Origin of the sequence: Mycolicibacter terrae, from assembly GCF_010727125.1 — a bacterium.
Classification (GTDB): Bacteria; Actinomycetota; Actinomycetes; order Mycobacteriales; family Mycobacteriaceae; genus Mycobacterium; species Mycobacterium terrae.
In genome coordinates, this window is the sequence record NZ_AP022564.1 from 1,087,708 (window position 1) to 1,112,023 (window position 24,316).

23 protein-coding genes are annotated in these 24,316 nt (G+C 68.7%); 13 read left to right on the top strand and 10 right to left on the bottom strand.

The window, feature by feature from the left end; genetic code table 11:
* Positions 1–13: 13 nt before the first annotated feature.
* Positions 14–409, bottom strand: a complete 396-nt coding sequence (locus tag G6N23_RS05295; RefSeq protein WP_085259092.1) for a PaaI family thioesterase — start codon at positions 407–409, stop codon at positions 14–16.
* Positions 410–416: 7 nt separating this feature from the next.
* Positions 417–1,331: an alpha/beta fold hydrolase gene (locus G6N23_RS05300; protein ID WP_085259144.1), complete on the bottom strand. Its 915-nt coding sequence runs from the start codon at positions 1,329–1,331 to the stop codon at positions 417–419.
* 273 nt (positions 1,332–1,604) lie between these two features.
* On the opposite strand from G6N23_RS05300, the gene G6N23_RS05305 reads away from it, so the two are divergent.
* The 9 genes from G6N23_RS05305 (at position 1,605) to lpqB (ending at position 10,295) form a co-directional block, all read left to right on the top strand.
* Positions 1,605–2,843: an alkane 1-monooxygenase gene (locus G6N23_RS05305; protein WP_085259091.1), complete on the top strand. Its 1,239-nt coding sequence runs from the start codon at positions 1,605–1,607 to the stop codon at positions 2,841–2,843.
* Entirely contained in the window at positions 2,843–3,013 is a 171-nt protein-coding gene (locus G6N23_RS05310; RefSeq protein WP_085259090.1) for a rubredoxin, read from the top strand. The genes G6N23_RS05305 and G6N23_RS05310 overlap by 1 nt, the downstream gene beginning before the upstream one ends.
* On the top strand, positions 3,010–3,192 hold the full coding sequence (locus G6N23_RS05315; protein ID WP_085259089.1) for a rubredoxin: 183 nt from the start codon (positions 3,010–3,012) through the stop codon (positions 3,190–3,192). Before G6N23_RS05310 ends, G6N23_RS05315 begins: the two co-directional genes overlap by 4 nt.
* The gene (gene alkX, locus G6N23_RS05320) at positions 3,189–3,818 is read left to right on the top strand and encodes a TetR family transcriptional regulator AlkX (RefSeq protein WP_372508905.1); all 630 of its coding nucleotides are present in this window, start codon (positions 3,189–3,191) and stop codon (positions 3,816–3,818) included. Before G6N23_RS05315 ends, alkX begins: the two co-directional genes overlap by 4 nt.
* 75 nt (positions 3,819–3,893) lie before the next feature.
* Positions 3,894–5,354, top strand: coding sequence for an adenosylhomocysteinase (gene ahcY / locus G6N23_RS05325; RefSeq protein ID WP_095173963.1), 1,461 nt, complete (start codon positions 3,894–3,896; stop codon positions 5,352–5,354).
* 85 nt (positions 5,355–5,439) lie between these two features.
* Positions 5,440–6,069, top strand: a complete 630-nt coding sequence (locus G6N23_RS05330; protein WP_085259087.1) for a dTMP kinase — start codon at positions 5,440–5,442, stop codon at positions 6,067–6,069.
* A gap of 51 nt (positions 6,070–6,120) precedes the next feature.
* Positions 6,121–6,807, top strand: a complete 687-nt coding sequence (gene mtrA, locus G6N23_RS05335; RefSeq protein WP_019737852.1) for a two-component system response regulator MtrA — start codon at positions 6,121–6,123, stop codon at positions 6,805–6,807.
* 78 nt (positions 6,808–6,885) lie between these two features.
* The gene (gene mtrB, locus G6N23_RS05340) at positions 6,886–8,535 is read left to right on the top strand and encodes an MtrAB system histidine kinase MtrB (protein WP_085259086.1); all 1,650 of its coding nucleotides are present in this window, start codon (positions 6,886–6,888) and stop codon (positions 8,533–8,535) included.
* Positions 8,536–8,561: 26 nt separating this feature from the next.
* Complete coding sequence (gene lpqB / locus G6N23_RS05345; RefSeq protein WP_234808470.1) at positions 8,562–10,295, top strand: MtrAB system accessory lipoprotein LpqB; 1,734 nt, start codon at positions 8,562–8,564, stop codon at positions 10,293–10,295.
* Positions 10,296–10,302: 7 nt separating this feature from the next.
* On the opposite strand, the gene G6N23_RS05350 is transcribed toward lpqB, so the two are convergent.
* Positions 10,303–11,754, bottom strand: coding sequence for a WS/DGAT/MGAT family O-acyltransferase (locus G6N23_RS05350; protein WP_085259084.1), 1,452 nt, complete (start codon positions 11,752–11,754; stop codon positions 10,303–10,305).
* Positions 11,755–11,993: 239 nt separating this feature from the next.
* On the opposite strand from G6N23_RS05350, the gene G6N23_RS05355 reads away from it, so the two are divergent.
* Complete coding sequence (locus tag G6N23_RS05355; RefSeq protein ID WP_085259083.1) at positions 11,994–13,070, top strand: Acg family FMN-binding oxidoreductase; 1,077 nt, start codon at positions 11,994–11,996, stop codon at positions 13,068–13,070.
* Positions 13,071–13,084: 14 nt separating this feature from the next.
* Here the strand turns inward: G6N23_RS05355 and G6N23_RS05360 are convergent, their stop codons facing one another.
* The 4 genes from G6N23_RS05360 to G6N23_RS05375 all read right to left on the bottom strand — a co-directional run bounded on the left by G6N23_RS05360 (position 13,085) and on the right by G6N23_RS05375 (position 16,950).
* Positions 13,085–14,797 carry a GAF domain-containing sensor histidine kinase gene (locus tag G6N23_RS05360; RefSeq protein WP_085259082.1) on the bottom strand — a complete coding sequence of 571 codons (1,713 nt, stop codon included), beginning with the start codon at positions 14,795–14,797 and terminating at the stop codon, positions 13,085–13,087.
* Positions 14,790–15,458, bottom strand: coding sequence for a hypoxia response regulator transcription factor DosR/DevR (gene dosR, locus G6N23_RS05365; RefSeq protein WP_085259081.1), 669 nt, complete (start codon positions 15,456–15,458; stop codon positions 14,790–14,792). The genes G6N23_RS05360 and dosR overlap by 8 nt, the downstream gene beginning before the upstream one ends.
* On the bottom strand, positions 15,455–16,219 hold the full coding sequence (locus tag G6N23_RS05370) for a universal stress protein (RefSeq protein ID WP_085259080.1): 765 nt from the start codon (positions 16,217–16,219) through the stop codon (positions 15,455–15,457). Before G6N23_RS05370 ends, dosR begins: the two co-directional genes overlap by 4 nt.
* A 110-nt stretch (positions 16,220–16,329) precedes the next feature.
* A complete protein-coding gene (locus G6N23_RS05375; RefSeq protein ID WP_095173961.1) occupies positions 16,330–16,950 on the bottom strand; it encodes a TetR/AcrR family transcriptional regulator in 621 nt (206 codons plus the stop codon).
* 354 nt (positions 16,951–17,304) lie between these two features.
* On the opposite strand from G6N23_RS05375, the gene G6N23_RS05380 reads away from it, so the two are divergent.
* Positions 17,305–18,786 (top strand): MFS transporter, encoded by a 1,482-nt coding sequence (locus tag G6N23_RS05380; protein ID WP_234808466.1) that lies wholly within the window; start codon positions 17,305–17,307, stop codon positions 18,784–18,786.
* 28 nt (positions 18,787–18,814) lie between these two features.
* On the opposite strand, the gene G6N23_RS05385 is transcribed toward G6N23_RS05380, so the two are convergent.
* Genes G6N23_RS05385 through G6N23_RS05395 form a run of 3 tightly spaced genes read right to left on the bottom strand, consistent with a single transcriptional unit; the run spans position 18,815 to position 22,581 of the window.
* A complete protein-coding gene (locus tag G6N23_RS05385) occupies positions 18,815–19,603 on the bottom strand; it encodes a slipin family protein (protein WP_085259079.1) in 789 nt (262 codons plus the stop codon).
* On the bottom strand, positions 19,604–20,260 hold the full coding sequence (locus G6N23_RS05390; protein WP_085259078.1) for a hypothetical protein: 657 nt from the start codon (positions 20,258–20,260) through the stop codon (positions 19,604–19,606).
* Positions 20,261–20,265: 5 nt separating this feature from the next.
* Positions 20,266–22,581 carry a nitric-oxide reductase large subunit gene (locus tag G6N23_RS05395; protein ID WP_095173958.1) on the bottom strand — a complete coding sequence of 772 codons (2,316 nt, stop codon included), beginning with the start codon at positions 22,579–22,581 and terminating at the stop codon, positions 20,266–20,268.
* Positions 22,582–22,779: 198 nt separating this feature from the next.
* On the opposite strand from G6N23_RS05395, the gene G6N23_RS05400 reads away from it, so the two are divergent.
* Both G6N23_RS05400 and hpf read left to right on the top strand, forming a co-directional pair.
* Complete coding sequence (locus tag G6N23_RS05400; RefSeq protein ID WP_085259076.1) at positions 22,780–23,439, top strand: ComF family protein; 660 nt, start codon at positions 22,780–22,782, stop codon at positions 23,437–23,439.
* A 133-nt stretch (positions 23,440–23,572) separates the two neighbouring features.
* Positions 23,573–24,292 (top strand): ribosome hibernation-promoting factor, HPF/YfiA family, encoded by a 720-nt coding sequence (hpf, locus tag G6N23_RS05405; RefSeq protein ID WP_085259075.1) that lies wholly within the window; start codon positions 23,573–23,575, stop codon positions 24,290–24,292.
* The last annotated feature ends 24 nt before the right edge of the window (positions 24,293–24,316 follow it).

The following is a 24,316-nucleotide window of genomic DNA, read 5'->3' on the forward strand; positions in this document are numbered from 1 at the left end:
CGGTGCCCGGAGCTCACCCCGGCAGGTCGATGGCGGCGAAGTTCACCGTCGCGGTGGCGGCGAGTTGGTCGTCGTCGCCCCGGTAGATGTCGACCTGGACCACCACCGAGCGCCTGCCGGTGCGGAGGATCGCCGCGACGGCGCGGGCCGGTCCGATCTTGATCGGTCGCAGGTAGCGGATGAACAGATCGGTGGTGGCGATGCCGTTGCCGAACGCCGTGCTGCGGGCGGCGAGCTGGCCGGCCGCCACATCGGCCATGGTGGCGATCAACCCGCCCTGCAGTCCGCCTGCGGTGTTGACCACCCGCTCATCGACGGGCATCTCCATGGTCAGGGTGCCGTCGGCCGACGGCACCTCCAGCAGGCCGAGTTGGGCGAACAGCTCCCTGATCGATTGGGGTGCGGTCATGGTGTGGTCAGCGCGCCTCGGCGCGGTCCCAGGCCTCACACATGGTGCGCAGAATCTCCTCGGCGCGCCCGAGTCCGGCCAGGTGGCTTTCCCCGGGGATCGGGTACAGCCGGGCGTCGGGCAGCAGGGAGACGGCGTGTTCCCCGTGGGCGAAGGGGACGATGTGGTCGGCGTCGCCATGCCACCAGTGCACCGGCACCTTCACCTCGTCGAGCCGGAAGCCCCAGTAGCGGGCGAACAGGACGGCGTCGGCGATGGGCGCGGCGAGCTGCTTGCGGGCCCCGTTGAGCAGGTCGTCGAGGAACATCGCCTTGAACTCCGGCCGGCCCAGCAGCCGGCGGTCGCCCTCGGGAGAGACCAGCGCGTAGAGCTCCAGCGCCGGTTCGGCCACCGGCCGGATCATCCGGATCAGCCCGGTGGCCACAATGCTGATCGGGCGCCCGGCGCGCTGCAGCACCGGCTCGGCGATCCGGGCCAGCGTCATCAGGCCGCTGTCGATGGCGTCGGGGCCCACCGCCGGTGCGACGCCGCCCAGGATCCCGGCCGCCACCACCCGCCCGGGCATCGCCGCCGCGCACGCCAGGGTGTAGGGGCCGCCGCCGGACAGTCCGATGACCGCCATCTTGTCGATGCCGAGCGTGTCGGCCATGGTGCGCAGATCATCGGCGAACTGCGACACGGTCTCGTACTGGTAGGGCGTCGAGGAACCGATACCGGGCCGGTCCACCCCGATCAGGCGGATGTTCGCCTCCTTGGCGTAGATCCGCGCCTCGACCGGGATCTGGCGGCGGGCACCGGGGGTGCCGTGCAGCCAGAACATCGGCCGGCCGTGCGGCGCGCCGAACTCGGCGAAGCCGAGCTGACGGTCCTCACCGACGGCTATGTTGCCCTCGATCTGGGGGCGGGCGATCGCGTAAACCATGCCCTGAGTGTGGCACGGTCCTGGGAGCTGGGTCACACCCCGGTGGCCGGCCCAGAAGTCGGTTCGGTCGTCGGCCTCGACATCACGGGCGCGGTTGGCCGACCGTGCCAAGACCCGTCAGCGCCCGGGTGCTGTGTTGCACGCCTCGTTCACGGCATGGCCCACACCGGGCCCATCTCGTGTACAAAACGCCATCAAATGTCTAGACAACGGACGTATCCGGATGTAATGTCCATCCATGCGGGGGGTCGAAACTCACAAGGAGAGGCGCGGATGGCTGGATTGGCGCAGACGGGCACTGCGGCGACGGAAGCGTGGCGCGACAAGAAGCGCTACCTGTGGCTGATGGGCCTGATCGCCCCGACGCTGATTCTCGCCATGCTGCCGTTCGTGTGGGCGATGAACCGGTTCGGCTGGCAGGTGGCCGCGCAGGTGCCGTTCTGGATCGGGCCGATCCTGATCTACGTGCTGCTGCCGGCGCTGGATCTGCGCTTCGGCGCCGACGGGCAGAACCCGCCCGACGAGGTGATGACCGCGCTGGAGAACGACCGGTACTACCGCTACTGCATCTACGCCTACATCCCGTGCCAGTACGCCAGCGTCGTGCTGGGCGCCTACCTGTTCACCGCAACCGATCTGAGCTGGCTGGGCGTCGAGGGGTCGCTCAGCTGGTTCGCCAAGATCGGGCTCGCGCTGTCGGTGGGCGCCCTGGGCGGTGTCGGCATCAACACCGCCCACGAACTGGGGCACAAGAAGGCGAGCCTGGAGCGCTGGCTGTCGAAGATCACCCTGGCGCAGAGCTGCTACGGGCACTTCTATATCGAGCACAACCGGGGCCACCACGTGCGGGTGGCCACCCCCGAGGACCCGGCGTCGGGCCGGTTCGGCGAGACGTTCTGGGAGTTCCTGCCGCGCAGTGTCTTCGGTGGCCTGCGCTCGGCCTGGGAGCTGGAGGCCGCGCGGCTGCGCCGGCTGGACAAAGGGCCCTGGCGACTGTCCAACGACGTGCTCAACTCATGGTTGATGTCGGTGGTGCTGTGGGGCGTGCTGATCGCGGTGTTCGGCCCGGCGCTGATCCCGTTCGTCGTCATCCAGGCCGTCTACGGCTTCTCCCTGCTGGAGTCGGTGAACTACATCGAGCATTACGGCTTACTGCGCCAGACCCGCGCCAACGGCCGCTACGAACGCTGTACACCCGAGCACAGCTGGAACTCCGACCACTTGGTGACCAACCTGTTCCTCTACCACCTGCAGCGGCACAGCGATCACCACGCCAACCCCACCCGGCGTTACCAGACGCTGCGCAGCATGGAGCAGGCGCCGAACCTGCCCAGCGGGTACGCCTCGCTGATCGGGCTGACCTACTTCCCGCCGCTGTGGCGCAGGCTGATGGACCACCGGGTGCTGGCGCACTACGGCGGCGACATCACCCGGGTCAACATCGAGCCGCGCCGGCGAGCGAAGATCCTGCGCCGCTACGCCACCACCGTCCCCGGGCAGGTGGCGGCGTGATGGCGACCTACCGCTGCCCGGGCTGCGACTACGTCTACGACGAGGCGCTCGGCGCGCCACGCGAAGGATTCCCGGCCGGCACGCCCTGGCAGCAGATTCCCGACGACTGGAGCTGCCCGGACTGTGCGGTCCGCGAGAAGCCGGATTTCGAACGCGAGGTGGCGACGTGAGCGACTACAAACTGTTCCGGTGTCTGCAGTGCGGCTTCGAGTACGACGAGGCGGTGGGCTGGCCTGAGGACGGGATCGCACCCGGTACCCGCTGGGCCGATATCGGTGAGGACTGGAGCTGCCCGGACTGCGGCGCGGCCAAGGCGGATTTCGAGATGGTGGAAGTCGTCCGGCCGTGACACCCGCTAATCTCGCGGTGGTGAAACGCATCCCCTACGCCGAGGCATCCCGGGCGCTGTTGCGCGACTCGGTGCTCGAGGCGATGCGGGAGTTGTTGACCAGCCGGGACTGGTCGTCGATCACGTTGGCCGACGTCGCCCGGGCGGCCGGGGTCAGCCGGCAGACCATCTACAACGAGTTCGGTTCGCGCCAGGGCCTGGCGCAGGGCTACGCGATCCGCCTGGCCGACCGGCTCGTCGACGCCGTCGAGCGCGCCATCTACGGCAACGTCGGCGACGTCCACGCCGCGTTCCTGGAAGGGTTCCGGTCCTTCTTCTCCTCCTCGGCGGCCGACCCGCTGGTGATCTCGCTGCTGACCGGTGCCGCCAAGCCGGACCTGCTGCAGATCATCACCACCGACAGCGGGCCGATCATCACCCGCTGCTCGCAGCGGCTCACGTCGTCGTTCATGCACAGCTGGGTCAAGGCCAGCGAGGAAGACGCCGGCATCCTGGCCCGGGCCATCGTCCGGCTGGCCATGAGCTACGTCTCCATGCCCCCCGAAGCCGACCACGATGTGGCCGCTGACCTGGCCCGATTGTTCACCCCGACGGCCGAGACCTATGGGGTCATAGACGTCGATTGACCCGCTCGAGCCGTCCCGGACGTTCGCCGGTAGCTTGTAGCGGAGCTGATTTTCACCGAACCTTACGGGGGCGCACTGATGAGTTTGACCGCGGACAGCCGCAACGGCATCGACTACAAGGTCGCCGACCTGTCGCTGGCCGAGTACGGCCGCAAGGAGATCCGGCTGGCCGAGCACGAGATGCCCGGACTGATGGCGCTGCGTCACGAGTACCACGGCGTCAACCCGCTCAAGGGCGCCCGCATCACCGGCTCGCTGCACATGACGATTCAGACCGCAGTGCTCATCGAGACCCTGGTCGACCTCGGCGCCGAGGTCCGCTGGGCCTCCTGCAACATCTTCTCCACCCAGGACCACGCCGCCGCGGCGGTCGTCGTCGGGCCGCACGGCACCGTCGAGGAGCCCAAGGGCACCCCGGTCTTCGCCTGGAAGGGCGAGACGCTGGAGGAGTACTGGTGGTGCGCCGAGGAAGCTCTGACCTGGGACGGCGAACCGGCCAACATGATCCTCGACGACGGCGGCGACGCCACCATGATGGTGCTGCGCGGCGCCCAGTACGAGAAGGCCGGCGTGGTGCCGCCCGCCGAGGACGGTGACTCCCACGAATGGAAGGTCTTCTTGGCGCGGTTGCGCGAGCGCTACGAGACCGACAAGACCAAGTGGACCAAGATCGCCGACTCGGTCAAGGGCGTCACCGAGGAGACCACCACCGGCGTGCTGCGTCTCTACCAGCTGGCCGCCGCGGGTGAGCTGGTGTTCCCGGCGATCAACGTCAACGACTCGGTCACCAAGAGCAAGTTCGACAACAAGTACGGCTGCCGGCACTCGCTCATCGACGGCATCAACCGCGGCACCGACGCACTGATCGGCGGCAAGAAGGCGCTGGTCTGCGGCTTCGGTGACGTCGGCAAGGGCTCCGCGGAGTCGCTCAAAGGCCAGGGCGCGCGGGTGACGGTCACCGAGATCGACCCGATCAACGCGCTGCAGGCACTGATGGAGGGCTACGACGTGCAGACCGTCGAGCAGGCCATCGGCGATGCCGACATCGTCATCACCACCACCGGCAACAAGGACATCATCACCCTCGAGCACATGAAGGCGATGAAGAACCAGGCCATCCTGGGCAACATCGGCCACTTCGACAACGAGATCGACATGGCCGCCCTGGAGACCTCCGGCGCAGTCCGCGACAACGTCAAGCCGCAGGTCGACGTGTGGACCTTCCCGGACACCGGCCGCTCGATCATCGTGCTGTCCGAGGGCCGGCTGCTCAACCTGGGCAACGCCACCGGGCACCCGTCGTTCGTGATGAGCAACAGCTTCTCCAACCAGGTGATCGCCCAGATCGAGCTGTGGACCAAGGGCGACGAGTACGACAACGAGGTCTACCGGCTGCCCAAGCACCTCGATGAGAAGGTGGCCCGCATCCACGTCGAGGCGCTGGGCGGCACCCTGACCAAGCTGACCAAGGACCAGGCCGAGTACATCGGCGTGGACGTCGAGGGTCCCTACAAGCCGGACCACTACCGGTACTGATTCTCTCCGCGAGCAGACACAGAGTCGCACCATGGGATGCCCATGCGTGCGACTCTGTGTCTGCTCGCCGGATTAGGCTCGGCGCGTGCTGATCGCGATCGAAGGCGTTGACGGCGCCGGCAAGAACACCCTGACCCAGGGGTTGCGCGCGGCGTTCGAGGCCGCCGGGAAGTCGGTGACCACCTGCGCGTTCCCGCGCTACGGGGTCTCGGCGACCGCCGACGTCGCCGCCGAGGCGCTGCGTGGGCAGCACGGCGACCTGGCGGATTCGGTGTACGCGATGGCGATGCTGTTCGCGCTGGACCGGGCCGGCGCCAAGGATGAGATCGCGGCCCTGCAAGACCGCTACGACGTGGTGATCCTGGACCGGTATGTGGCCTCCAACGCCGCCTACAGTGCCGCCCGGCTGCATCAGGACGCCGACGGCGAGGTGGTCGCCTGGGTGCGGCAGCTGGAATTCGAGCGGCTCGGGCTGCCCGTGCCGGACTGGCAGGTGCTGCTGGATGTCCCCGCCGAACTGGCCGCTGAGCGCGCCCGGAACCGCGAGGCGCGCGACACCGCCCGGGCCCGGGACAGCTACGAGCGCGACGACGGGCTGCAGCGCCGGACCGGCGAGGTGTACCGCGGGCTGGCCCGCGCCGGCTTCGCGGGACGGTGGCAGCTGGCCGGTCCGGCGGTCTCGGCGGACGAGCTGGCAGGCGTTCTGCGGGGTTAACCTGCGAAACGCGCGTGTGGTAGCAGGATTTTGTCTCGATCTGATGACACCATGTACGCCATGAGGCAAAGGATTCTCGTCGTCGACGACGACGCTTCGCTGGCCGAGATGCTCACCATCGTGCTGCGTGGGGAGGGTTTCGACACCGCGGTCGTCGGTGACGGCACCCAGGCGCTCACCGCGGTGCACGAGCTGCGGCCCGATCTGGTGCTGCTGGACCTGATGCTGCCCGGCATGAACGGCATCGATGTCTGCCGGGTGCTGCGCAAGGACTCCGGTGTGCCGATCGTGATGCTCACCGCCAAGACCGACACCGTCGACGTGGTGCTCGGGCTGGAGTCCGGCGCCGACGACTACATCATGAAACCGTTCAAGCCCAAGGAACTGGTGGCCCGGGTGCGGGCCCGGCTGCGCCGCAACGACGACGAGCCGGCCGAGATGCTCTCGATCGCCGACATCGACATCGACGTGCCGGCGCACAAGGTGAGCCGCGCCGGTGAGCAGATCTCCCTGACCCCGTTGGAGTTCGACCTGCTGGTCGCCCTGGCACGCAAGCCCCGCCAGGTGTTTACTCGTGAAGTGCTGCTCGAACAGGTCTGGGGGTACCGGCACCCGGCCGACACCCGGCTGGTGAACGTGCACGTTCAGCGCCTGCGGGCCAAAGTGGAGCAAGACCCGGAGAACCCGACCGTGGTGCTGACCGTTCGAGGAGTGGGTTACAAGGCCGGACCTCCGTGATCCCCACGGGGGAGCGGCTGCGGTGAGTACCGCGTCTCCGACGAGGCAGCGCGCCGACGGCCATGAGGGGAAGCGTCGGTGATCTTCAGTTCCAGACGGCGCCCGCGTCGGTCGGGGCCGCTGCTGCTCGGCGTGAACACGCTGCGCCGCGCGGTGCAGCTCGCCTGGCGCCGTTCGCTGCAGTTGCGGGTGGTGGCGCTGACGATGGGGCTGTCGGCTGCGGTCATCCTGGCGCTCGGATTCGTCTTGACCAGCCAGATCACCGACCGGGTGCTCGACGTCAAGGTCCGGGCGGCCACCGAGCAGATCGAGCGGGCCCGCGTCACGGCCGGCGGCATCGTCGGCGGTGAGGAAGCCCGTTCGCTGACCTCGAGCCTGCAGCTGGCCCGCAACACGCTGATGAGCAAGACCGACCCGGCCGCCGGCAGCGGGACCGCGGGCGCGTTCGACGCGGTGCTGGTGGTGCTCGGCGAGGGCCCGCGCGCGGCGACCACCGCGGGGCCGGTCGAGCAGGTGCCGGCCGGGCTGCGCGAATTCGTCAAGGCCGGTCAGGTCAGCTACCAGTACGCCACCGTGCACGTCGAGGGGTTCTCCGGCCCGGCGCTGGTGATCGGGACGCCGACGGCGTCACGGATCACCAACCTGGAGCTCTACCTGATCTATCCGCTGGGAACCGAGCGCAACACGATCAGCATGGTGCGGGGCACCATCGCCACCGGCGGGCTGGTGCTGCTGGGGCTGCTGGCCGGCATCGCGCTACTGGTGTCCCGGCAGGTGGTGCTGCCGGTGCGCTCAGCGTCGCGGATCGCCGAACGGTTCGCCGAGGGGCACCTGTCCGAACGGATGCCGGTACGCGGCGAAGACGACATGGCCCGGCTGGCGGTGTCGTTCAACGACATGGCCGAGAGCCTGTCGCGGCAGATCACCCAGCTCGAGGAGTTCGGCAATCTGCAGCGCCGGTTCACCTCCGACGTCAGCCATGAGCTGCGCACCCCGCTGACCACGGTGCGGATGGCGGCGGACCTCATCCACGACCACAGCGAAGATCTGGAGCCCTCGCTGCGGCGCTCCACCGAGCTGCTGGTCAGCGAACTCGACCGGTTCGAGTCACTGCTCAACGACCTGCTGGAGATCTCCCGGCACGACGCGGGTGTGGCCGAACTGTCGGTGGAGTCGGTGGACCTGCGCTCGACGGTCAACAGCGCGCTGGACAACGTGGGCCATCTGGCCGCCGACGCCGGCGTCGAGCTCAAGGTGGACATGCCGGGCGAAGGCGTGATCGCCGAGGTCGATCCGCGCCGGGTGGAACGCATCCTGCGCAACCTGATCGCCAATGCCATCGACCACGCCGAGCACAAGCCGGTGGTGATCCGGATGGGTGCCGACGCAGACACGGTGGCCGTCACGGTCCGCGACCACGGGGTGGGCCTGCGTCCGGGGGAGGAGAAGCTGGTATTCAGCCGCTTCTGGCGCGCCGACCCGTCGCGGGTGCGGCGCTCCGGGGGCACCGGGCTGGGACTGGCGATCAGCGTCGAGGACGCGCGGCTGCACCAGGGCAGGCTGGAGGCCTGGGGCCAGCCCGGCAAGGGCGCCTGCTTCCGGCTCACCTTGCCACTGGTGCGCGGCCACAAGGTCACCACCAGCCCGCTTCCGATGAAACCGGTGAGCGCCGCCGAGCGCCGGGAGCGCCGGCAGCGAGCGCGTGAACACGCCGAGAGGAGCGGGTGATGCGCCGGCTCCGTCCGGTGGCGCTGATGCTGGCCGGCACCCTCGCGCTGGCGGGCTGCGCCGGAGTGCCCAGCACGTCGGCCCCGCAGGCGATCGGCACCGTGCAGGCGCCGCCGCCGTCGGTGCTGCCAAAGCCCACCCCGGGGATGGACCCCGATGTGTTGCTGCGCGAATTCCTCAAGGCCACCGCCGATCCGGCCAACCGGCACCGTGCTGCACGGCAGTTCCTCACCCAGTCGGCGTCCGATGCCTGGGACGACGCCGGCAGCGCGTTGCTGATCGACAACGTGGTCTTCGTCGAAACCCGCAGCGCCGATCGGGTTGCGGTCACCATGCGCGCCGACATGCTGGGTTCGCTGTCGGACATGGGAGTGTTCGAAACCGCCGAGGGCGCGCTGCCGGCCCCCGAGCCGATCGAACTGCTCAAGACCACCGACGGCTGGCGCATCGACCGGTTGCCCAATGGGGTCTTCCTGGATTGGCAGCAGTTCCAGGCCACCTACAAGCGCAACACGCTGTATTTCGTCGACCCCACCGGCAAGACAGTGGTTCCCGACCCCCGCTATGTAGCGGTGTCCGACCCCGACCAGTTGCCCACCGAGCTGGTCTCCAAGCTGATCGCCGGCCCCCGCCCGGAGATGGCCGGGGTGCGCAACCTGCTGGCGGCTCCGTTGCGGCTGCGCGGGCCGGTGACCCGTGCCGATGGCGGCAAGAGTGGGGTGGGCCGGGGCTACGGCGGGGCGAAGATCGACCTGGACAGCCTGTCGACGACCGACCCGAACAGTAGACAATTGCTTGCCGCGCAACTGATCTGGACACTGGCGCGGGCCGATATCAAAGGCCCCTATGTGATCGATGCCGACGGCGCGGCGCTCGACGACCGGTTCCCGGAAGGATGGACGACATCCGATGTGGCCACCACCGACCCGGGCGCCTCCGACGGTGCCGGGGCCGGGATACACGCGCTGATCGGCGGCTCACTGCTCGTCCTGGACGGCCAGCAGGCCAACCGGGTGCCCGGGGCGTTTGGGCGGGAGCCCGACCAGGAGTCGGCGGCGTTGTCCCGCAACGGACGTCAGGTGGCGTCGGTGGTGGTACACCCGGGTGCGCCCGACCCGCCGGCGACACTGTGGATCGGGGACCTCGGTGGCGAGGCGGTACAGGCGGCCGAGGGACACACCCTGTCGCGGCCGAGCTGGTCGCTGGACGAAGCGGTGTGGGTCGTTGTCGACGGCAACAACGTGCTGCGCGCGATCCAAGAGGTGGCTTCGGGCCGCCCGGCCCGTATCCCGGTGGACTCCGGGGCGATCAACGCGAGGTTCCCCGGGCCGATCAGCGAGCTGCAGCTGTCGCGTGACGGCACCCGGGCCGCCATGGTGATCGGCGGGCAGGTGATCCTGGCCGGCGTCGAGCAGACCTCGGCCGGCCAGTTCGTGCTGAACTATCCGCGCCGGCTGGGCTTCGGGCTCGGTTCCTCGGTGGTGTCGCTGAGCTGGCGTACCGGCGATGACATCGTGGTCAGCCGGTCCGACCCCAAGCACCCGGTGTCCTACGTCAACATCGACGGGGTGAACTCCGATGCGCCCAACGGCAATCTGCAGCTGCCGGTGTCGACGATCGTCGCCGACCCGTCCACGGTCTATGTGGCCGACCCGCGCGGGGTGCTGGCCTTGTCATCGTCGCGGGCCGAGGACGAGCAGAGCTGGTCGCCGGTGAGCCCGTTCATGGTCGGTGGAGCGGTTCCGGTGCTGCCGGGCTAGTCATCGCTCACCCGGTCGTGACCAGCGACAGCCGCCGGCGTTCGGCGTGCTCGGCCACGGTCTTGCGCCGCTTGGCGGCGGCCACCAGGCGGGCCACCGCGGCCTCGATGCTGCGGGCGAACTCGTCGACGTCGGGCATGGTGTCGTAGTCGGCCAGCACTCCGAAGAACAGGCTCTCGGCGTAGCTCAGCATTGCCACCCCGGTACGCAACTGCAGCGCGATCGGCGGCACCGGGAGTACGTCGAGCACGTTGCGGCCCATGATGTGCAGGATCTGCGACGGGCCCGGCACATTGGTGGCGAGGGTGGTGACGCCCTGCTGAGGAAGCCGCGTCAACAGCCGCACCGCCCAGGCGGTGAGCGGGAACGGCAGGTGGTTGGCCGCCGAGACGAAGGCACTGCCGGCCTGGTGCTGCCCGGTGTTCTTGGTCCTGTTCAGCCGCGAGTGCACCAGCCTCAGCCGTCGCACCGGGTTCTCCTCCTCCACCGGTAGGTAGGGCAACATCACCGAGACCCGGTTGTCGGTCGCGCCGATGGCGTCGCCGCCGCGGGTGGACACCGGCACCAGGGTGCGCAGTGTCTCGGGCAGCGGGCGTTCGCCCCGGCGGTCCAGCATGCCCCGGTAGCCCTCGGTCAGGGCGGCCAGCGCGACATCGTTGAGGGTCACGCCGAACGCCTGGCAGATCTGGTCGACGTCGGCGAGGGACACCTTGGCCGCGCTGTACCGGCGCATCGCGCTCACCGGTCCGTTCAAGGAGGTGGGGGTGCCCGGGCGTAACAGCCCGGCCGACAGCTCGACCGTGCCGCGGGCGGCCCGCACCGCGGCGGCGCTGATCGCAGCCGAGGCGTTCCACAGCTCCGCCGCCCAGGCCGCCGGCTTGAGATTCACCGTTGGCAAACCGAAATGCGGTACGCCCGAACGGGTCTCGCGGGAACTCCGGATATGGCCGGCGAAACTGGCTATCCCGTCACCCCCGTCGCCGAAGCCGCCGCTTTCATCGCACAGCCCGGTGAACAGCTGCGAGGTCGCGATGCCGTCGCCGACACAGTGGTGAACCTTGACCAGCATCGCCCACCGGTCGTCGCTCAGCCCTTCGATCACCCAGATCTGCCACAGCGGACGGTCCCGGTCCAGCCGGCGCGCCATCGAGTCGGCGACGAAGCCGAACAGTTCGGCGTCGCCGCCGGGACGCGGCAGGGCGACGCGCCGTACGTGATGGCCGATGTCGAAGTCGGGGTCGTCGACCCATCGGGGCGGCACCAGGTCGAAGGGGTGCACCTGCAGCTTCTGGCCGAACCGCCGGCAGGCGCTGATCCGTGCGCCCAGTGTGGCGACCAGCGCGGCGTGATCCGGCGGCGGCCCGGCCAAGATGACCAGCCCGCCGATGGCCAGGCTGACGTGACGGTCGGAGTCCTCGGCCTCCAAAAAACCCGCGTCCAGTGTGGTCAGTTGCTCCATGATGCGGACCTCCTGCCTGCGCCCGCTCCTATGATCCGCCCGCGGCGGGTGCCGTCGGCAGGGCCGGAAGTCCCGAGTCCAGGGAAATCTGACGTACGCCCCCGGTGGCCCAAAGTCCCTTTCAGCTCGGGCCTTCCTGCCCTGTCCGGGCTGATCGGCCGGAGGCATGGTGAAGAAGTCACGGGCCTTTGGGCCGCGAGATCGGCGCAGGACCGGGACGGAAGAAAGGGGGCCGGACCGTGGATGAACAGCCTGCTGGCTACCCGGACACCGCGGCCGTCAGGGAGACCGTCCGCACTGTGCTGCAGCTGGCGACCCGTGCACCGTCGGTGCACAATTCCCAGCCGTGGCACTGGCGGGTGCAGACGGCGACACAGCAGCCTCGACTGGAGCTGTTCGCCGACCCCGACCTGCACCTGGACAGGGTGGATCCCGACGGCCGCGGTCTGATCCTGAGTTGCGGTGCGGCACTGCACCATTGCGTGGTCGCGCTGGCCGCGATGGGTTGGCGCTGTAAGGTCCACCGGCTACCCGATCCGGCCCGGCCCGACCACCTGGCGTCGGTCGAGCTGTGCGGGCCCGACCCGGACGGACTGCCCGAGCAACTCGACGTCGCTCTGGCCGCGGCGATTCCGCGCCGGCGCACCGACCGCCGCATCTTCAGCGGGTGGCCGGTGGCGGCCGCCGACATCGCGCTGATGGGTGCCCGGGCCGCCCGCGCCGGGGTGATGCTGCGCCGCATCGATGCCCTGGACCGGCTCAACGCGGTGGTGGCCCAAGCCGTCTTCGAGCACCGCACCGATTACGAGTACCTGGCCGAGCTGTCGAGGTGGAGCGGTCGGTACCGGTCGGTCGCCGGTGTGCCGGCCCGCAGTGTTCCGGCGCCGGAGGCCGGCGCGCCGATTCCGGGCCGGCTCTTCGCCGACCCGGCCCTGGTCCAGCCGCCCGGCGCCGTCCCGGCCGAGGAGCGCGCGGTGATGCTGGCGCTCGGCACCGAAGACGACGACCGTCTGGCCCAACTGCGTGCCGGTGAGGCCACCAGCGTGGTACTGCTGACCGCCACGGCACTGGGGCTGGCCAGCTGTCCGGTCACCGAGCCGCTCGAGATCGCTGAAACCCGCGCCGCGGTGCGCCGCGACGTCTTCGGCACCAGCGGCTATCCGCAGATGCTGCTGCGGGTGGGCTGGGCCCCGATCAACGCCGACCCGCTGCCGGCCACCCCGCGACGGTTCCTCGACGACACCGTGGAATGGCTGCCCGCCGCCGGCGGGCGGGAACCCGTGGCGGGTGCCGAGAGCCGGGCGGTGTGCGTCTGATCGCCCCGCGCCGCCTACTGCGTCATCAACGGGGCGGACCAGCGCAGCACGGTGCCCCCGCCCGGGGCGGATTCGACGCTGAAGGCGCCACCGGCCTGTGCCGCACGCTGCCGCAGGCTGTCCAGCCCGCTGGGGGTGATGACCTCCGGCATTCCGCAGCCGTCGTCGGTCACCTCGATGGCCAGATCGTCCTCGACCTTGATCTGCACGTTCAGCGCGGTGGCCCCGGCATGTCGGACCGCGTTGCTGACCGCCTCGGAGACCACCGCCTCGGCGTGATCGGCCAGCGTCGGTTCGACCACCGACAGCGGGCCGACGAACTGAACCGTGGTGTGCAGTCCCGAACCGGAGAACTGGGCGACCGCGTTGTCCAGCCGCTGCCGCAGTCGGGTCACCGCCGAGGAGGTGCCGTGCAGGTCGAAGATGGTGGTGCGGATCTCGCCGATGATCTCCTGCAGGTCGTCGACCGCGTCGCTCAGCCGGCGCTGCACCGTGGCGGACCGCGCTCGCGGAATGGTGCCCTGCAGCGACAACCCGACGGCGAACAGCCGCTGGATCACATGGTCGTGCAGGTCACGTGCGATCCGGTCCCGGTCGGTGAGTACGTCGAGTTCGTGCATGCGGCGCTGGGAGGCGGCCGACTGCCAGGCCAACGCGGCCTGATCGGCGAACGCGGCCATCATGTCGAGTTGTTCGACGCTGAACGGGTTCGCGTTGCCGTGGCGCACCACCACGACGACGCCGGCCACCGCGTCCGCGGCGCGCAACGGCAGGATCAGCGCCGGACCGTTCGCGTCGACACCGGTCAACCGGAGTCGGTCCACCTTGCGCGGCATGCGCTGGGAGAATGCCTCGCCGACCGGGGTGCCGGCGACCGGGATGGTCTCACCGGCGATTGAATCCATTGCCACGCCCAAGGTTTCGACGGCCAGAAGCTCCTTGACCTCGGCTTCGGGGGTGTCTTCTTCCATCGGGATGGCCACCAGCGCCGACTCGGCGCCGGTGAGCTTACTGGCCTCCTCGGCGATCAGCCGGAACACCGTGGTGGGATCGGTTCCGGACAACAATTCGGTGGCGATGTCTCGGGTGGATTCGATCCAGGATTGCCGCGCCTTGGCCTGCGCGTACAACCGGGCGTTGGCGATGGCGATCCCGGCGGCCGCCGCCAGCGCCTGCACCAGTACCTCGTCGTCCTCACTGAACGGCTGCCCGTTGGCCTTCTCGGTGAGATACAGATTGCCGAAGACCTCGTCCTGCACACCCACCGGCACGCCGAGGAAGGTGCGCATCGTCGGGTGGTAAGCCGGAAACCCCACCGAGGCAGGGTGTTTGGTGAGATCATCTAGTCGCAGGGGGTGGGGTTCGTCGATCAGCAGGCCGACCACGCCGAGCCCTTCGGGGAGCCGCCCGATCCGTGCGAAGGTGTCGTCGTCGATACCTTCGTAGACGAACTCCAGCATTCGGCGGTCGTGATCGTGCACTTCCAGCGCACCGTATTTGGCCTCGACCAGGTTGGTGGCGGTCTGCACGATGGTGCGCAGCGTGGCGTCGAGTTCCAGTCCGGAGGTGACCACCAGCATCGCCGCCAGCAGACCGTCGAGGCGGTCACGTCCCTCGACGATCTGCTCGACCCGGTCCTGAACGCCGACCAGCAGTTCGCGCAGCCGTAACTGGGAAAGCGTGTCGCGCAGGGGGTTCGGGCCGTCCGCGGGTGGGTCGTCAGTCATTCCGGGAGCGCTCGAGTTTGGTGGCGAACACCGCGGCCTGCGTTCGGCGTTCCATCCCCAGCTTGGCCAGCAGCCGTGACACGTAGTTCTTGACGGTCTTCTCCGCCAGGAACATCCGGTCGGCGATCTGCTTGTTGGTCAGGCCCTCGGCCAGCAGGCTCAGCAGGGTGCGTTCCTGTTCGGACAGCCCCGACAGCGGGTCGGGCTTGGCGGCGGCGCCGCGCAGTTTGGCCATCAGTGCGGCGGCGGCGCGGTTGTCGAGCAGGGAGCGCCCGGCGCCGACGTCCTTGACGGCGCGGGCCAGCTCCATGCCCTTGATGTCCTTGACGATGTAGCCGCTGGCGCCGGCCAGGATGGCATCGAGCATCGCCTCGTCGGAGGTGAACGAGGTCAGGATCAGGCAGCGCAGCTCCGGCATCCGGGACAGCAGATCACGGCAGAGCTCGATGCCGTTGCCGTCCGGCAGCCGGACGTCGAGCACCGCCACGTCGGGCCGCAGGGCCGGGATGCGCGCCATCGCCTCGGCGACCGAGCCGGCCTCGCCGACCACGTCGAGCTCCGGGTCGGCGCCGAGCAGGTCGATCAGGCCGCGGCGCACCACCTCGTGATCGTCCACCAGAAAGACCTTGACCGTGCCGTGCCCTTTCGCCGCGGCCGTCATCGCTGTGACCCGCCCACGGTGAGCACCGAACAACCGCCGGTGCCGCCGGCCCAGCCCAGGCTCCGCCGGTCACGGGTGCCCGAGACGAACAACTGGATGGACTCGGCCTCCTCGGCCAGACAGGCGGCCAGGTAACCGGCGACGTCGCCGGCGGTGATGGCATCGATCGCCAGGTCGGGGTGGCGCTGAGCCCAGTCATCGAGCCGGCGCCGCACCTGCTCATCGGAGGTGACCATCCGCAGGGGTGCGCGGCGCAGCTTCGCTTCGGCCATGGCCCATCCCAGCACGGCCCTATTGTCCGGTGAGGCATCCACTTCGGCAACTATCGCCCCGCCGGGTCCGCGGGCGTCGGGACTGCGGATCACGGCCACCGGGCAGCCGGCCGAGCCGGCCAGCGCGGCCGCGGTCGAACCGGCGCGATGACAGGTGTGGGCGACCCCGACCGATCCCACGGCGACCATCGCCGCCGAATGGGACAGTTCGATCAGGGTGGCGAGCGGGTTTCCGTGCAGCGACTCGGTTTCGGCCTGCACGCCGGTGCTGGTCTGCACCGCCTGGCGGGCCTGCGAGAGTGCGCTGGAGGCGGCGGCCTGCGGGTCGGGGGGATCGGCCGGATCGCCGGCGTGGTGGATGACGTAGACGAGCTTCAGCGGCAGGTTCCGATCGGCCGCTTCGCCGGCAGCCCAGATCGCGGCGCTGCGTGCCGCCGGTGATCCGTCGATGCCGACGACGACGGCGTGTGTTGACTTCCGATCACCCATGCTGGCTCCTGAATGGCCGGCCGGGCGCCGACCGTGCCCGGCACAGCCCAGGATATCGGCGTGAACTGCACTTTCACAGGGGACTAAGTCCTCGCCGATTACACCGGTCCCTACCGGGTGCGAAGGCCGTCGAGTAGGGCGTTGAGAGCATGCACGCCTCGGTCGCGCGCTGCGTGCTGGTCGGGGGCGTTGGCGATGAACAGCGCCGCTTCGTCGGCCACCGCCAGCAGCAGATGCGCCAAGACGTCAACGGGCAGATGGGGCCCGAGGTCGCCCTCTTCGACGGCGCGTTCGAGCATCGCACGGATCGCGCCGAGCCCGTAGAGATTTTCGAGTTCGCGCCAGCGGGTCCAGCCGAGGACGGCGGGGCCGTCGACAAGCAGCACGCGCTGTACGTGTGGCGTGAGCGAAGCGTCCAGAAATCCGATCAGGCCCTGCCGCAGCTGGTTTAAGGCGCCGTCAGCCGGATCGGCGAGATTCTGCGCGGCGGCCGTGACCAGATCGACCTCCACGCTGTGGAACACCGCCTCGAACAGCGCTTGCTTGTCGGTGAAGTGGTGGTAGAGCGCGCCGCGGGTTCCGACTCCGGCCGCGGCGACGATCTCCTCGGTGCCGGTGTGGTGGTAGCCCTTCTCCACGAACAACCGGCGCGCGGCGTCCACCAACGCATGGCGGGTGGATTCGGCCTGGGCAGCGCGACGGGCCTTGGTGTCCATCGCCTCCGCGCCCATGCTGCCAGGGTATTGCATACCTGAAACCGTCAACATACAGTCTGGATGTCACATACAACTTGTATGTTAACCGGGCCGGGTCGTCTCGGTGGAGCTGACTCGGGGAGGGGGTTTCGCCGTCAAGGTGTTACAGGACATCCGCACGCTGATCCCGGTGATTGCGTGAGCGCGTCAACGGTATTGCTGGACGTGGAATCGGCCGCGCCGGCGGTCGGTGAGGACCAGCCTCTCGCCGCGCCACCCGCTCCCGACGCCGACTCGGTCACCGACCGGGGTGCCCCCGCGCCGTCGCCGCTATTGAGTGCTGGGTCGCGGCGCTGGCTGCTGGTCGTGTGCTCGCTGGGGGTCCTGCTGGTGATCTCGTCGGTGGTGTCGCTCAACGCCGCGCTGGGCGCTATCGCGGTTGATACCGGCGCCACGCAATCCCAGCTGACGTGGATAGTCGACGGCTACACCTTGGTGATGGCCTGCCTGTTGTTGCCCGCGGGCGCGTTGGGTGATCGTTACGGACGCCGCGGCGCCCTGCTGGTGGGGTTGGCCATCTTCGCCGACGCTTCGCTTGCGCCGGTATTGATCAGCAGCAGCCCCATGGGGCTGATCGTGGCCCGGATGATCGCCGGCATCGGTGCCGCCGCCGTCCTGCCCGCCACCCTGTCATTGCTGACCACCGCATTTCCCGAAGATGAGCGCAACAAGGCGGTCGGTATCTGGGCGGGCGTGTGCGCATCGAGCGCGCTGGTCGGTTTTGCGGGTACCGCACTTCTCACCCAATTCGGGTACTGGACAACAATATTCTGGGCATTCGCCGTCGCCGCAATACTGCTGTATATCCTGGCGCTCAGCATCCCGTCATCGAAAGATCCCGACGCCACCCCGATCGACTGGTGGGGCGCGCTGCTGATCGCCGCGGCCGTGGCGGTATTCGTCTACAGCGTGATCGAAGCTCCACTGCGAGGTTGGAGTGATGGCTTGGTGATGGGCGGCCTGGTCACGGGAACGGCGCTTGGACTGTTGTTCGGATGGGTTGAACTACGCCTGACTCACCCACTGTTGGACGTCCGGGTGTTTCGGCGCCCCGATATGCTCACCGGTTCCCTCGGCATCACCACCATGTTCTTCGCGATCTTCGGCTTCTTCTTCCTGGTCATGCAGTACCTGCAACTTGTCGTGGGATACAGCGCCATGCAGACGGCGATCGCGTTGTGCCCGTTGGCGGTACCGCTAATGGCCTTGGCTTCACTGACCCCGTGGTATCTACCACGTCTGGGGCTGCGGATCTCGGTTGCAGGCGGACTGGGCATCTTGGCGACCGGACTGTTCTGTATGCGTTTGGTCCACGTCGATTCCAGCTACGTCGACCTGGCTTGGCCCCTGGTCGTCCTGAGTTCCGGGATGGGCCTGTGCAACGCGCCTTCGACCACCGCTATCACCGGCGCTGTCCCGCCCAACAAACAGGGCGTGGCTTCGGCTGTCAACGACGCCACCAGGGAAGTCGGCGGCGCGCTGGGCATCGCACTCGCCGGTTCGACGCTTGCGGCCGGTTACACCAAGGCGCTTGCCCCGGCCGTCAGTGTCTACCCCGATGAGGTCCAGGAGTTGTCCCTGGGCTCACTTGCCCAGGCATTCGCCATCGCGGATCGGCTCGGGCCGACTGGAGAACGCTTACGGACCGACGCCAAGTACGCATTCGTCGAGGCGATGGACTCGTCGCTGGTGATGCTCGGCGGTGTCGCCCTGGCCGCCGCGGTGGTTGTTGCGATCTGGGCGCCCGGTGCTTCAGGTCTGCAATTCCCGATCCTGCGTCGAGCGGCTTATCGTGGCCGCCATCGACGGTGACGGTCGATGACTGCGGCGACCGGTACTCCTACTTGCTCCGCCCCGCATCGCGGAGAGCCGCGGCCGCACCGCCCAGAAACGGGGTGATGATGTCCACCGGCAGCGGGAAGACCACGGTCGAGTTCTGGTCGGCGCCGAGCTCCAAAAGGGTTTGCAGGTAACGCAGTTGTAGCGATGCGGGATTGCGCGACAGCGTCTCGGCGGCCTGGCTCAGTTCCTCGGAGGCCTGCAGTTCGCCGCGGGCGTTGATCACCTTGGCCCGGCGCTCGCGCTCGGCCTCGGCCTCCCGGGCCATGGCGCGCTGCATCGACTCCGGGATCTCCACGTCCTTGATCTCGACCACCCGGACCTGCACGCCCCACGGTTCGGTCTGCTTGTCGATGATGGTGCGCAGGTCGGCGTTGAGGTCGTCACGGTGCGCCAGCAGGGTGTCCAGGTCGGCCCGGCCCAGCAGCGAGCGCAGTGTGGTCTGGGCGATCTGGGATGTGGCCACGGCGTAGTTCTCCACCGCCAGAATCGCTTTGAGCGGGTCGACCACCTGGAACATCACCACCGCGTTCACCCGGGCCGGGACGTTGTCTCGGGTGATCACCTCCTGCGGGGGAATGGTGAGCGTCACGACCCGCTCATCGACGCGAATCATTCTGTCCACCAACGGGATGAGTAACCGCAGTCCGGGTTGGTAGAGGGGACGGGCATGGCCCACCCGGAACACGACGCCCCGTTGGTATTCCGGCAATACATGGATGGAGAAGTAGGCCAGCACGGCCAGCACCGCGATCACGATCACCGATACGGTGATAAGCCCTTCACTCACTTAAGTGCTGCCTTCCTTGTCGAAGAGCTGTTTCGAAAACCCGCCCCACCGGGTGGAGTAGCGGTCGATGGCCGCTTCGACCTGCTCGGCCTGCGTGCGCGCGTCGGCCGGATGCGGTGCGCCTGAGGGCGTGTCCAGGGGAGCGTTCGACGGAGTGTTCCACAGATGGCGCACCAGCGGGGACCCGCCGGCCAGCACCATCAGGATCGTGGCCCCCAGCACCGCCACATCGGCGGGCCGGTGGTTGGCGATCAGTGTCGCCAGCGGCATGACCACTCCGAATCCGGCTACCGCACAGGCGATCCCCCGGTGGAAGCGGCCGGCCTCCGAGTGCGGCCACGGGTCCACCGGCCGGCTGATCTCCCGACCGTGATTCGAGGTGGTGCAGGTGGCCTTGACCGGGCAGGAGTTGCATATTGACGGCGTGGCCCGGTAGCGCATCACCCGGTCGGCCCGGTCGAACGAGGTCGGCCAGAGCCACTGGTCCTGCGGGCACTTCCAGGCGTCGTGATCTTCGTGGTAGACGAACTTTCCGGTGCGCCACTGGGCCGCGCGCTCGGAGGTCCGCTTGGCCATGTTGTCGAAGCCCCAGGCGAAGACGAGCAGGAGCAGGGCGTAGCCGGACATCAGCCACACCCATGCTCCCGGCATCGCCATCGTCGTCAGCTCTGCGTCTCGGCGGGCTCGGTATCGGACGCCACCGTGGTGTAGAGCGGGTGCTCCGGCAACTCCTCGACCGTCTGACCGGAGCGGAAGTTGCGCAGCGCGGTCCAGGCGATCCAGCAGAACGGGACCACCCCGCCGACGATCAGGATCACATCGCCCGGTAGCCGCAGCCACTCCAGCAGCGTGTTGCCCGGCTTGGTGATGTAGCCCAGTGACCGCGCCTCGAAGTATCCGGCGTTGACCGAGTGGAACAACTGCAGCACACCCAGCGGGAGCAGCGTGACGAACACCATCCAGGCCAAGCCGATGTTCATGCCCCAGAAGGAGATTCGGGCCAACTTGTTGGGCCACTTGTCCGCCGGGATCACGTACCGGAAGGCGAACATCGCCAGGGCCACCGCGAGCATGCCGTAGACCCCGAACATCGCCGCGTGGGCGTGGTTGGCGGTGAGCGCGGTGCCGATTTCGTAGTAGGACACCACCGGAAGGTTCACCAGGAAGCCGAAGATGCCCGCGCCCAGGAAGTTCCAGAAGCCGACCGCGACCAGGAACATCACCGCCCAGCGCGCCGGGAAGTTGTGCTGGCCACCGGCCTCCTGGCGGGCGCCCAGCTGCAGGAATGCCCAGGCCTCCACGGTCAGGAAGGTCAGCGGGATCACCTCGGCGGCCGAGAAGAACGCGCCCAGCGCCATGTGCTCGACCGGGGTGCCGGAGAAGTACAGGTGGTGCATGGTGCCGATCACGCCGCCGGCGGAGTACAAGATGATGTCGAGCAGGATCACCAGCACCGCGACGCGTTCGCGCACCACACCGAGCTGGACGAACATGTAGGCCACCATCGCCGTGGTGAACAGCTCCAGGAAGTCCTCCACCCACAGGTGCACCATCCAGAACCGCCAGAAGTCGGCGACCGAGAAGTGTGTATCGCTGCCGGCGAGCACGCTGACCGCGTAAAAGGACGGGATGGCCAGGCCGGTGAAGAAGAACAGCCAGGGCAGGTTCATCTTCGAGGTCGTCGCCAGCTTCGCGCGCATGCCGCGCCAGATGATGAAGATCCACAGGAACAACCCGACGATCAGCAGCAGCTGGAACAGCCGCGGCAGGTCCAGGAACTCCCACTGCTGGGAGAGCACGGTGCCGGGCTTGATCGCCCCGAAGATCGACAGCGCCTCGAACGCCATGGAACCGAAGACCACGACGGCGAGCGCGCCGAGCAGGCCGTAGACCAGCACCGATTGCCTGCCGGGCTCGCGGCGGGTGATGAACGGCACCAGGAAGATGCCGCCGGCCAGGAACGCCGCCGCGGTCCAGAACAGCGACAACTGCAGGTGCCAGGTCCGGGCCAGGTTGTAGGGCAGGATCTTGGCCAGGTCGATTCCGTAGAACGCCGAGAGGTCCGCGCGGTAGTGCTCGACGGCGCCGCCCAACAGCGTCTGGGCCAGAAATAGCACCGCGACGACGGCGAAGATCCAGATCGCGGCGCGCTGCGAGCGAGTCAGCGGCACGTCGCCGGGCTGGCGGAACTCGAGCTTGGTCATCTCGGTGCCGTGCCAGCCGATGTTCTGGCTCCAGCGGCCGTAGACGGTGAACATGATCCCGATGCCGCCGAGTAGTGCGATCAGCGACAGTACCGACCACACCACGACCGATCCGGTGGGACCGTTGTCGACGCGCGGCTCCGATGGCCAGTTGTTGGTGTAGCTGTAGGCGTGGCCGGGCCGGTCGGCCGCCGACGCCCAGGCGGTCCAAGCGAAGAAGGCGGTCAGGTCGCGGATCTCACCGGAGTCGGTGATCATGCGCGGCAACAGGCCGTACTTGGTGGAGTCCTCACCGAAGTACTCGGCGTAGTGGCGTTGGATGTCGGCGAACGCCCGGGCCTGCTTGTCGGTGAGGACCAGGGTGCCGGTGTCGGCGTTGTAGCGGTTGGTCCGGAACTCGGCGACCACCTCGTCATGCGGATTGGCCACGCCCTGTGCCTCGAACTGGCCGGCCACGTTCTCGGTGGCCAGCCGCAGGTACTCGGCGGTGTAGTCCGGGCCCAGGTAGGCGCCGTGGCCCAGCACCGACCCGTACTGCATCAGTCCGCGGGCCTGGAACAACTCCTGACCTCGGGTGATGTCGTCGCCGGTGAACAGTTGCCGGCCCGACTCGGTGACGACCCTGTCCGGCATCGGCATCGACGCGGTGTAGGTGCGGTAGGCCAGGATCCCCATCACCAGGAATCCGAAGATCATCACCAGGGCCACGCCCTGCGCCCAGCCCTTGCCGACCAGCGATTCGGCGCGGCCGGAATCGCTGGTGGGCGTGCCCATCTGTGTCGCTTCTGTGGTCATGGTCGGGGACGCTAACAGCGTCGAGGAACAAAATTCGTAGATCTGTTAGGGAGCTCACGGTTTTGGGGTCCGGCGTCAGCGTCATCGCGGACCAAATACCCCTTGACATGGGAATACGACATGGCGTAGTAGGAATTTTCGGAGCCGCTGTCGGTGGGTGGTGGCAGTCTCGGCGGCATGCTCGACGCTGGGTTGGATCTGATGCTTCCCCGGCAGTGCGGCGGCTGCGGCGCCCCGGCGACGCGATGGTGCGCCGGCTGCGCGGCGCAGCTCGCCGTCGGCCCCGGTGAGCCCCGCCTGGCAAGTCCCCGGCTCGACCCCCAGGTGCCGGTGTTCGCGCTGGGCCGCTACGCCGGGGCCCGCCGGCAGGCGATCATCGCGGTGAAGGAGCGTGGCCGCACCGACCTCATCGCGCCGCTGGCATCGACACTGGCCGTCGCGCTGGAGCGGCTGCTTAGCTGGCGGATGCTCGACCCGCCCCTGACGATCATCCCCGCGCCCACCCGGCGCAGCGCCGCCCGCCGGCGCGGCGGTGACCCGATCGGGCGGATTGCGGTCGCGGCGTCGGCGCGCCATCGGGGCATGTCGGTGGCGCCGGCGCTGCGGATGCGGGCACTGACCCGAGACTCGGTCGGGTTGGGCAGCGGCGCCCGCGAACGCAACATCGCCGGCCGGGTGTTGCTGAACCGGCGCCGGCTGCCCGCCGCCGCTCGCCGCGGTGACGTTGTGATCGTCGACGACGTCGTCACCACCGGCGCCACCCTGGCCGAATCGGTGCGAGTCCTGCGTTGCGGCGGGGTTCCGGTGCTCGCCGCGCTGGTGATCGCGGCCGCTTGATGCCGGGGCGGCCACCAACTGGCAACGGGTGTGTCAAACCGGTGGCACGTATCCGGCGGCATGGCTACGGTCGTCATCAAGGACGGGAACCGTGGGAGTACGTGGTCGAGACGACGGAAGAAGAGTGTCGAGCATGGTAAGTCAATTCGTGGAAACCAGCCGTACGCAGGTCGACGCCGACGAGAGCCCCGATCAGCCGGGGGGCGCCGAGATCGTGGTCAAGGGCCGCAACGTCGAGATCCCGGACCATTTCCGCGTTTATGTCGCGCAGAAACTGGCCCGCCTGGAGCGACTGGACCGCTCCATTCGACTGTTCGACGTCGAGCTCAAGCACGCCAACAACCGCCGGCAGCGAAAGTCCTGCCAGCAGATCGACATCACCGCGCACGGCCGCGGGCCGGTGGTCCGCGGCGAGGCCCGCGCCGACAGTTTCTACGCCGCGTTCGAGGCCGCGATCGACCGTCTGGAGAGCCGGTTGCGTCGCGACAAAGGCCGCCGCAACGTCTCCTACGGCGACAAGACCCCGGTTTCGGTGGCCGAGGCGACCGGGGCCACCGCGCCGGACCCAGCGTTCCTCGCCGACGCGTTCGAGCGGGACGGCACCGCCGAGCCGGACCGCCGCGCCGGGGCCGGACCCGGCGAAGGCGGGCTATCCGGCGACCACGACCACGAGCCGGGTCGCATCGTACGCATCAAGGAGCATCCCGCCACGCCGACATCCGTCGACGACGCGCTGTATGAGATGGAGCTCGTCGGCCACGACTTCTTCTTGTTCCATGACAAGGAGACCGACCAGCCGTCGGTGGTCTATCGCCGGCACGCCTATGACTACGGCCTGATCCGGTTGGTCTGAGCCGGGCGGCCGAGGGCCGCCCCG